Source organism: Endozoicomonas ascidiicola, assembly GCF_001646945.1.
Lineage (GTDB): Bacteria > Pseudomonadota > Gammaproteobacteria > Pseudomonadales > Endozoicomonadaceae > Endozoicomonas > Endozoicomonas ascidiicola.
In genome coordinates, this window is the sequence record NZ_LUTV01000004.1 from 252268 (window position 1) to 263194 (window position 10927).

Here is a 10927-nt window from a genome sequence, read left to right on the forward strand (position 1 = left end):
GTTTTAACCTGAAGCGGATGTTTACGCTGATGCTGAAAGATCTTCAGGAAAGTATCATTTTTATGCAGTTTATTTCAGCTTACAGGTTATTTGTCGCATGCATTTGCGATATTTGGGCAAAAGAGACTGACGACATAAACAGCACTTCCAGACTGGATTCTGTGAATTTTGACTTTATTGCGGCCCATCTCCGGTTTTTACTTTCAAGTCCGACAGCCTCCTAGCCGGCCAGATTGTTTGAGCTCGGTTTGTTGAGCAGCAAAGATTCTTTGTTTTTCAGAAGGCAATCGGAATTGCCCGGTAGCGTATCCCGTCACCAATTTTGCCTGACAATGGTATGTTGCATTAACAACCGAGGCCATAGGCATACCAAAGACCATCAGTTCAGGATAGACAGGGTGAAATGTATTGAGGTAAAGAGGCGTGATGCAAATCTGGTTGCCACTGAGAACAGCGCCAGGAAACAATGACAGTAATGTGTTGCTGACGCGAAAACCGGTGCACAACAGTAAAGTATCGATATCTGTAAGACGTTCACCACAGGCCAATACAATGTCTCGCCCTTGGCAAGCATGAATCTCCCGGTGGCGGGAGATGTTGCGGCGTTCTCCGTAAATCCCTTCTTCCTGGGGAAAAAAAGCCCGGCTATTTTGGTGTGCGCAGACAAACACTCTTTGCGCTGTGGAGCTGATCTCCCTGCTTAATTCTTCCCCTGATGAGCCAGACCCTAAAACAGCAACCCGTTGTCCGAGATAGGTTGAAGGGTGTCTGTAACTGATGCTGTGTTCCAGCTTGCCGGCAAAATTCATTAAGCTCTCGATATTATCCGGGATCAGAGGCTCCTGATAACGCCCGGTGCGCATTCCGGAGCATTCGGCCACCTATTCCGGTAACATTCGGCCACCCCCATCGGAGCGCAGCGACGCATCGCTTTGCAGCTTAGGACGTAGGTTCGGACTTCGCCAGTTTTGCCTGTTTCTTTCGCAGTGATTCACCCTTCAGGGGGACGCGGTGAGCGTTATGAATCAGCCGGTCCAGAATCGCGTCTGCCAGTGTCGGATCTCCAATCAATTCATGCCAATGATCAACCGGCATTTGACTGGTAATCAGGGTGCTCTTGAGGTTATGCCGGTCTTCAACCAACTCCAGTAGATCGCGCCTCTGGCTTTCACTCAGCGGTGCCAGTCCCCAGTCATCAAGAAGGAGCAGGTCAGTCTTGGCCATTGCAGCCATCAGCTTTAGATARCGRCCATCAGCGCGGGCAAGGCTRAGATCCTGAAGCAGTCTTGGCAGCCTCACATARTGGACGGTGTAACCATCACGACAGGCYTTCTGYGCCARGGCRCARGCGAGCCAGGTTTTYCCGACGCCTGTTGGGCCGGTGATGATGACGTTTTGATGATCCTTTATCCAGCCACTGCCCAGTAGCTGTTGGAACGGCTCTCGCTGAAGACCACGAGGATGGCGGAAGTCAATATCTTCCATGCAGGCATTCTGCCGTAGTCGTGCATTTTTAAGCCGGGTTTTTAGGCGACGATTGTCACGGGTAGTAATTTCCCGATCAACCATCAAACCGAGGCGCTCATCAAACGACAATTGATCTATATCTGCACTGCTTAACTGTTCATTCAATGCTTCATGCATGCCTGACAGTTTCAGTGTTTGCAGCTTTTCTAATGTTGGATTTAATAACATGGTTCTGTTTCCTTTATCTATTATTCGTGATGATTTAGTGGAAGTAGTCAGAACCACGAAGGTTCTCATGGTGTTCAGGTAATGGAGGCTCCGGCTCAAGCTGCGGTAATGGCTGTTGATCCAGGTTGTGTTTCAGGATTGATTCGAGGCTGCGGTATGAGCAAGCGTCCATATAAAGTGCACGACGACAGGCGTTTTCAAGTCGTACGTCACCGTAGCTTTTTCCCAACCTCATGATGCCAAGGCAGCTGCGATAGCCCTGTTGCGGATAACGACGGTCCGAGAGGATTCGTCGTATCACCGCTTCGGTCTCAGGTCCGGTTTTGGCAGCCCAGCTCTGGAGTCGTTCCGGCGTCCACTGGGCATGCTGTTTATGCTTTTCTGGCATGTGGTCAGACTGGGTACTGTAGCGACCTTTCTGAGACAAACGCTGATGGCTGGCAACCCGTTGTCCCTGGTGAAAGCACTCAACCGTATTCTGGGTGAAACGAACAGAGAGTTGCTTTTTTACCAGTTGGTAAGGCACGGAGTAATATTGACCATCCACTGAGACGTGGTAGTCAATGTGCACACGAGCTTCTTTCCATTCAGCGTATTGGTAGCGTTCAATCGGTAAAGGCTTGAGCGCCGGTTTATCCAGTGACTCAAATAATGAACGACGACTACCTCGTAATTTTTGAAACGGCTTGCTGTTCAGCTTATCCAGTAAGCCCCGGATCGCCTTGTTCAGTGCTGACAGGGTGAAGAATGTCTGATGACGCAGTCCCGCCAGTATCCAGCGTTCAACCACCTGCACAGCAAACTCAACCTTGGCTTTGTCTTGAGGCTTTCTTACCCGCGCAGGAACGACAGCTACCTGATAGTGTTCAGCCAGATCCTGGTAGGTCGGGTTGATCACCGGTTCATACCGATGGGGCGTTTTTACGCCAGACTTCAGGTTATCGGGCACCAGTGTGTTGGGAATGCCTCCCAAAAACTCAAAGGCCCGGATATGTGAGCCGATCCAGTCGGGAAGTGACTGACTCCAAGTGGCCTCGGCATAGGTGTAACTGGAGGCACCCAGTGTGGCGATAAAAATCTGTACCTGTCGCGCTTCACCGGTGAACTGATCAACGACAGTCATCGTCTGACCAGCATAATCAATAAAGAGTTTGTCCCCGGCAACATGGTTTTGTCGCATGACCACATCAACCTGGTTCCTCCATGACCGGTATTGGTCACTAAACCAGCTGTACTGATAACCATCGGGATGACAGCTTTTATACTCCTGCCAAAGCAGCATCAGGGTGGTGTTGGGGTGGCGAAGCTCTTGATGGATTTGACTCCAGTCCGGTGTCGCTTGCTTGCTTCGGCTATCCGATGACTTGGCGGGGAACAGCTGTTGTTCCAGAACTTTCTCATCCAAGGTATCTGGCAGTGGCCAGGACAGTTCAGAAACAGAAAACCGGGCCAGATAATCTTTAACGGTTGAGCGGGAAATATTGCAGCTCCGGGCAATCTTTCGCTCACTGAGGTTGTGCTCAAATTTGAGCCTGAGTACTTCACGAATTTTGCGCATTGGCAGTCTCTTCATGATGTTATCCCTTCATCCTTGATTGGGTCTCAAGAACGAGGGTAACGGTTATTGAAATAGACTGCGCCGCTGGCTTGGAAAGGGGTGGCCGAATGTACCGGAATCAGTGGCCGGATGTTACCGGAATGGGTGGCCGAATGCCTCCGGAATACCCAGCGGATGATAGTGTGCTTGACTTTCAGCGAGAGCATGATGCAAAGGTCTTCCTGAGTGAACTTGGTAAAAGACTGGGGCTGTTTGGTCTGTCCTTGCATGAGGATAAAACCCGACTGATACGCTTTGGTCGCTTTGCCAGAGTTGACTCAAAGAAAAGGGAGAAGGGAAAGCCGGAGACGTTTACATTCCTTGGATTCACTCATATATGTGGTATGAGTCGAAGCAGTGGAAACTTCAACATTGCCAGGCGTACCAGTAAAGAGCGAATGCGAGTGACATTGCGTAAGGGTAGAGGCACTGGGAAACTTACCATCAGCAATCCCAGAGCCAACGCTTGGTGCGGCATCTTCTGGTGCAGCTGGTAAATTCTGCACTGCCTCTCACCTAAGATTAAAAGCTATCTCATGAAACACAGGCATGACCCCGTTCCGGAACAGTTGAAATGGTTGAAACGTGTACTGCAAGGTCACATGAACTATTTCTCGGTGCCCGGTAATGGGTTAAGGATAAATGCCTTCAGAACAGCGGTGCAAAAGATTTGGTACAAAGCCTTGAAGCGGTGCAGTCAGAGAAGCCGACTGAACTGGAAGAAGTTCGGTGCTTTCGTCAACACTGTTTTGCCTAAAGTAAAAGTCCTTCATCCATGGCCGGAGCAACGGTTTGACGTTAAATACTCGAGGTAGGAGCCGTATGCGCTAGCAGTGCATGTACGGATCTGCGCAGGGGGTGGCGGGTGACCGCCATTCCTACTGTGACCTTTGATATTACACTATAATTGCCGGTATTTATTAAGCAGTCTCAGATTCAGAACTAATTCTAAAATTCACAACATCTTTAACACTTGAAGTACCTACTCTCGGCAAATGGAACGTATGCTTCAACAGTTCTGTACCATCAACAATAGCTACTTCCTCATGAATAGCATTACCGTCGTTATCAACTCGATACTGATATGTACCTTTGAAACCAATCGTTTCATCATTAAAAAACGTATTGAAAAAATCCGAAAATTCTTTCGGTGTTGAGAATTCAACTATACCTAAATTTGGGTCATAGAAACCGTACCGTCCATTTCCATTTCCATTTCCATTTATAGACCATGCACACATTGCATGCGTTTTAGTATTGACTTCTAATAACAAAGCTGGATCGGTATCTAATCTATTGGTAATCATATCAATAACTTTGTCCGAGGATATAGCATCATTCATAATTTCTCGAAATCTCTCAACAATTATCGCAGGAATACCATCAGGATTGCTGCCTCTGTGCATTTTTTTGAGCATACCTATAAACCGATCTTTATTACTAATCTCTATACTAGCGTACCTCGATGGGTCCTCCGACACTGCAGCGGCCTTAAACATAGTTCCTATTAGTTCGCTTGCTTTCCAACTTTCGCCGTTATGTTCAAGCTGCTTTGCAGCAAGAACTAACTGAGCCAATGGCTGGCAGCGGCCTCCAAAGCCATCATTTAAAAGATTTAGAAGAAAACCTTGTGGAGCTGTTATTTTATCTCTGTAGTCAGAGCTACCGGTATTTACTTTATTATAAAGATCTGTAAATTTGATCGATTCGCTTTTTAATGCTCTTTTGAAAGCTCTATGTTCTATTGCCCATGTTATTGCGCCTACTTTAGCTAGGTCAGGAGTGTTCGATGCATATTTCTTTAAAAGGACAAGTAGTCTAGGTATTGTTGCTTTTTTAATTTTTATGCCCATACTTGAGAGTGTAATTTCTGCAGACGTCCGACTATAATTATCGAGAAAAATAGATTCTTTACGTACATCATCTCCCATATCTGCAATGATTTGCTTAAAACGCATCATGTTATGGACATAATCGGTCAGTACCGCTATATCTTTCGTCTTAATTTCGTTGTTTATACGTAGTGCTGCTGGCGTATAAATCATCTCTCCTGTTTCAGCATTCGCAACTTTATATAAACCATCCTCATTACGCACAACTGTATACCATTGACTACCAGACTCATCAGACATATTGATGAGATGGATATCCTTTCCATTAGCTGTTTTGTAGTTCGGTAATGACATATCCACAGAAGATGGATGTATACTGATAAACTGATCACCTACCTGAACTTGCACTGGCATACCTGTTGAATCTAATGTTATATATTGTCCAAATAAAAGATCCATTTTACCAGATTGTTGATGATGGAGTAATGTAATTGAAGACGTTAAGGGATTAAAAGAATAAATGTCATTATCTAAACGTCGACCGGATATATCCATCTTGTATAAAATTAAAGGAGTCAAGATTTCCGGGCTTTGCTTTCGGGCGACGCCATAAAGCGTATTATCTGAAGGATTATAGATCGAACTGATACGATGTTGGTCATCTAGCTCGGCATTTTTAGTTATAAATTTGCATGCTTCAAAAGCAGCTGATGCGTCGAGGAGTCTTAGTTCATTTGAAACCGGGCTGAACTTGCTTGAATCTGGGTCATTAATATAAAATTTATTGGATACATAACTGTCTCCGTCAACATGAGAAACTTTCCATAGAGCAGGGCTATCATCAGATCCGTCTCGTACTCTTGTATATATATACCCTTGAGCATCTTTATAATTTCCATCCCTTATATCTAATTTTATTTTTATTTTTTTAACATTTCGAACTATTGCTGGTACTGCTCCTGCAGTAATCACTCTCGACCCAAAAAATTGGCTCATACCCTGGGCAAAAGATTTCATGTCGTTTCTGACTAATGCATCAATTGACATAGAACTTACGACACCAAGATCAAGAGCAATTTCAAAGCGTTCAATACCAGTCATTAATTTATAGGCAAAACCTTTTGGTATTTTCATTGATTGTGTAAATCCCACTCCTATACCTTTTAAACTCATCATCCCCGGTCCGGCAAAGCTCAATACTGAACTAAATATACTCGCTATACCAAACACAAGTGACTTTGTATTCTTGGTTTTTATGTAATCCTGAATAAGTGGAACACCTTCTGTTGAGATTTCAAGTGTTGCAGCGCCTGCGGTTAATATTGCGGCAAAACCTTGCCCTCCAGGAACACAAAGAAGAATCATAGCTAGCATTTGCATTCCTGCAGCAGCACCTGATGATTGCGTTTTGATATTAATATCATTTAAACCAGCATTTGCTTCAGCAATATTAACAAATAACTGACCTATTGGTCCAATAAGAGGAATAAAGCTGAAAATATTTCTGAGATTATCATAATACTGCTTCAATTCAGAAGGAGTGTTAACGAGTTCATCACGTTCCATATACATTAAAAGAAGATATTTAAAATGATCTGCGGACTGCCTTATAGAACCTAAATCATTTCTTGTGTGAATGTCATTCAAATAATAGTCTGGATCGGTAAGAGCCTTAGAGCTCTCGTTAAACATGGGTGGTAGTTTAGAGATTCTATCTAAATCTCCAGATACAAGAACTCTATAACGAGCTTCTAGTGAAACATAATTATTATACGCTGTGGATATATATTCTTGGTATTCCCTCTTAAAATCCATCGCAATATTTATAATATCATTCGGTATTTTTTTAGTATTGAGGATATACCCAGCACTACCTTCATAACCGGAAAGTAATAAATTAATATTCCGTCTAAAAGTAATTCGCTGACCTGAACTAAAGCAAGAATTATACCCCAGCGCATCTCTCAACAACTTAATCAGTTTACGTTTTAGATCCTTGTCTTCAGCATTTTTTTTCCGGTATTTTATATCCACAACAAGACGATACAACTTGTTAATTGCGCGACTCCAACCAGGTCGATACTTTGCCTTTTCAGGTATGTCAAGCCATTTAATTAAGCGTGTAATTGCAAAATTAACAGGGTGAGGGCGAGAGCGTAGTAAGAGTGACTGACCTGCTTTTAACTTTTGTGCTCCATTGGCATAATAAGCTTTCAATATTTCACTTATTCCATTTTCAACCGCACTCTGATATTTTCTTGTATTAACAACCTCCTCTAATTCATTTTGAGCGAACGACGCACCTTCCCACCAAATAGGTGATATCGAAGGTTCATGGTTTGCGTTGTTATTTAGACGAGATATATAGAGTGCACCATTTACACCGAACGCAAGCTGCCCCTTTAAATAACGAGTAGTTGTATTCCAATTGAATTTTCCCGTAGAATCTAATTTATCGAACGCTCCTTCACCATTTTCAAGATCATAAAGTTTTCTTGACATGTCGATCAATACTGGAGAACCATAAATATCTTTTGAATTAATGACAAGGTACTGTAATTCATCTGTAATTTTTAGGAATGCGTTTTCCATTATATTACGGCCATCTATTGTGGCAGGATTAACCGCATCATCAAAATCATTTGTCGCACCTATAGCCTTTAATATATTAGGAGTTACAATATGGAAAGCACTGGTAAGCTTAATGTTTACCTGCTTGGCCCAAACGATTTTCCTATTTTTTTTCAGGAACCTACTAGATAATGAATTAAAATATTCATTAACACACTTACTGAAGTAATCATATAAACTATCTACATCCTTAATTGGATTTATCTGGTCAACAGCTCCTTTGTTAGCTGTAGCTCTATCATCACTATCATAATAAATACTACCAAACAAAATACCTCCGTCGAGCTGAATATATTGCAGTATCAAATCTTGAACATTAGAAGGCAATGATTGATAAGGGGACATTAACAGATCTTTCAAATAACTTCTAATAAACCAAGTTTGGGTCTCAAACTCAACACGGCTGTCTCGTGTCCATATATCCTCTTTAACAATAGCTACTGGTAGCTCAGCCGTTTGAGTTGATAAATCAGGGTATAACTCAACAGGTTTGAACGTGCTGAACTTATTACGATAACTAAGATAATTTTTATTAGGACTAAGAGCCAGAGTCACCGACACGCCAGATGAAAAAGGGGCATCACGATACCATAAATCAGCATTTGTTGGGCATAGGTTATTATCAAGTGTTATTATTCCATCTAAACTAGGTATTGAAATATGTTGAGCTATATGTATTTTGATCTCTTTTTCTTCTTCGCACTGCATGAGAGGGAATGTAATTTCATTATTTACACTTCCATCAAGATCATTTTCTTCACCATCTATAACCTTATATTGCACATCTTTACAGATTGTAGTAACAGACATTGAGGAGTGAGCCTGTGCAGAATCATTCAAAGTCATACGACCCGGCCAAAGAGTAATGGTTGGGGTTGTATTAATGCGTGGCCAAATTCGGGCCGGCACCTTAAATTGAACACCTCCAAACCAAGACAAATATATTCTATTTTTTACATCGTACATGGCTGGATATGGGCTATCATGAGCGGTGGTACTATCCTGTATCGTAAACACCTTGTCGTTTAGTATTACATTGTCAAGTACCAAAAATCGATTTCTGCTTTCTGAACCTATCTGTCTAATGGTTATACTTTCGATATCACCTAAGGGAGGAGAGAATGACTCTGGGGGTAGATTTATTTTTTTTGGTTGATATATGCCTCTTGGCCCACAGGTTTCATCTTTATCGTTATCATCAACGGGACCTATCCATACCACTATATTATTTACCATTACTTCTATCTGTATCGGGGTTGCAAAACGATGACCAGTCAGTTCCACAATTCGAAAAGACAAGGTGTTTTTGCGAGTTGGATTAATCGATAGTCCCCTTGGCTGTACCGGAGCGAGTTTAGAAAAACGAATTTTCGGAAGCTCAGCTACATATCTGACATAATTCATCCTACCGTCAACTATAAAATGCTTCCTTTCGAATCTTGGTTTTAACATATCAGAAAGATAACTTTCTAAACTTGGCCTGCGCGTGAAAAATTCGTGTTGGCTCATTTTACCACTTTTAGGAGTTTCATGAAGACGGTGTTTATTCATTTCCTGATCAAACACTTCATCTTCGTGTTTTTTACACATTTCATCTAAATCTTCATAATACTTGAGATTGACGGACTGTTCCTTATGTTCAATAAAAGTTACTTTAGTGTCATTATTGCACTTGCTACTTGCATGAGATTGTTGACGACCAAATGGACACTGTATATAAGGAGGGGTAGGTGGTGCTGCTATCCATCGTTGCATATCAAAAGCTTGGCAGCATGCTGCTTGAATCAGACCACACTCTCTATGATAGGGGAATTTAGGGTTAAAAGTTGTTCGTTGATAACCGTCAGAATCTATAGTATTTCCTGAGATCTCGAGGTGTGGGTAGTGGGTCAGATATGTGGGTGGATCGTTTTCAGAGTCTGAGGGTGAGACCATAACTTCATTTAGTCCAGTGTATGGTAATGATGGGGATTTGATGGCCACTCTTACCCCCTTTTCGAATGAATCTGTATTATTTCCTGAAATCGGGGGAGGCGCATTCGTAATAGGGAGTGCACTTACTGATGAGGCCATAACTTGACTTAACCCAGTGTATGCTAATAATGGGTGTTTGATGGTCAATCTTATCCCCAGCATTATTTTTTCAAATACTAGATTTAAAGTAGGGGTATTGTTTCTTTGGTAATAACTTTTTCCCTTTTTCTTTTTTGGTATAATAACATTTAAACTGTAATTTTCATTATGCTTTTTTTTCGTTAATATAATATGATTAAAACAAACTAGCGCATGTAATATATCATCTTTTCTTTCCTTGATATCAATATCATTTTCTTCAATTTTCATTTCATCAGATTCAGTCCAAACAACCTTTTGTATATCACGATAATTCAGCCTATCAAAACATCGAGACTTTACTTTTAAACTGATATCACAAGGTGTATCAACGTGCGCTGGCTTTGTGCATTTAAATGTCAGCGATTTATTCTTTTTATTATAAAATCCGGATATTTTATAGTTTTCAGACAGTGTGTCAGAAACTTTTATTGATTCCTTATCTGCATTAATGCAAAAACAAGCCTCTTGCTGTGATTGTTTAATGTCAGAGGTATCTTCTCCTAATATAAAAAAATTAAGACATTCGTTTTTATTATCTGTGTTTGCAATAAATCTGACAGGATTCATAGAAATGTTGATTTTTTTATTTTCAACTGATACTGAAGGAATGCATTCAGATGTTGGGAGTATACGTTCAGACGTCAAAGGTCCAGCATTAACTTTATACTCTTTCCATTGAAAATTATCATTATAACACGCCAAATACTCACAATGTGTCGTACATCTATCAATGGTAGGTCCATTGGATTTGTAATTAATAGGTTTCACTATATCTAGACTGTGCATGAACGTTTCCCATTACTTAAATTTCAAATGTATGCTCTCAAAATGTCGGTAAATAGACAGCCACTCCCGATGAATATACGACACAATCCATTATCAGAAAATTGTCGTAAGCACTATTTGATAGAACAATGAGACACCTACAGACATTTCTGCAGTATGGAAATGATTGTCACCCTGATCAAACCTGGCTGTTTCGTAAATCACGATGAATCTAAAGCTATATCTTGTGCTTTTGACCCATGAGAAATTGCTCTAAACAAGCTATCCCAAC

General features: G+C 41.6%; 6 protein-coding genes. 2 read left to right on the forward strand and 4 right to left on the reverse strand.

Annotation, left to right across the window (positions count from 1 at the left end; all coding sequences use genetic code 11):
• Positions 1-224 (forward strand): hypothetical protein (locus tag AKL11_RS25955; protein ID WP_216636798.1); only part of this gene is annotated, 224 nt, incomplete at its 5' end.
• Here the strand turns inward: AKL11_RS25955 and AKL11_RS11865 are convergent.
• The 3 genes from AKL11_RS11865 to istA are packed head-to-tail and all read right to left on the reverse strand — an operon-like array spanning position 204 to position 3268.
• Positions 204-881 (reverse strand): SidA/IucD/PvdA family monooxygenase, encoded by a 678-nt coding sequence (locus AKL11_RS11865; protein ID WP_157673529.1) that lies wholly within the window; start codon positions 879-881, stop codon positions 204-206. The genes AKL11_RS25955 and AKL11_RS11865 overlap by 21 nt on opposite strands.
• Before the next feature lie 58 nt (positions 882-939).
• Positions 940-1695: an IS21-like element helper ATPase IstB gene (gene istB / locus AKL11_RS11870; protein WP_067517648.1), complete on the reverse strand. Its 756-nt coding sequence runs from the start codon at positions 1693-1695 to the stop codon at positions 940-942.
• A 34-nt stretch (positions 1696-1729) separates the two neighbouring features.
• Entirely contained in the window at positions 1730-3268 is a 1539-nt protein-coding gene (gene istA / locus AKL11_RS11875) for an IS21 family transposase (RefSeq protein ID WP_095210339.1), read from the reverse strand.
• 92 nt (positions 3269-3360) lie between these two features.
• Between istA and AKL11_RS11880 the strand changes: the two genes are divergently transcribed.
• A complete protein-coding gene (locus AKL11_RS11880) occupies positions 3361-3789 on the forward strand; it encodes a reverse transcriptase family protein (RefSeq protein WP_067517650.1) in 429 nt (142 codons plus the stop codon).
• 423 nt (positions 3790-4212) lie between these two features.
• On the opposite strand, the gene AKL11_RS11890 is transcribed toward AKL11_RS11880, so the two are convergent.
• Complete coding sequence (locus AKL11_RS11890; protein ID WP_067517654.1) at positions 4213-10656, reverse strand: Mcf1 protease effector domain-containing protein; 6444 nt, start codon at positions 10654-10656, stop codon at positions 4213-4215.
• Positions 10657-10927: the final 271 nt, after the last annotated feature.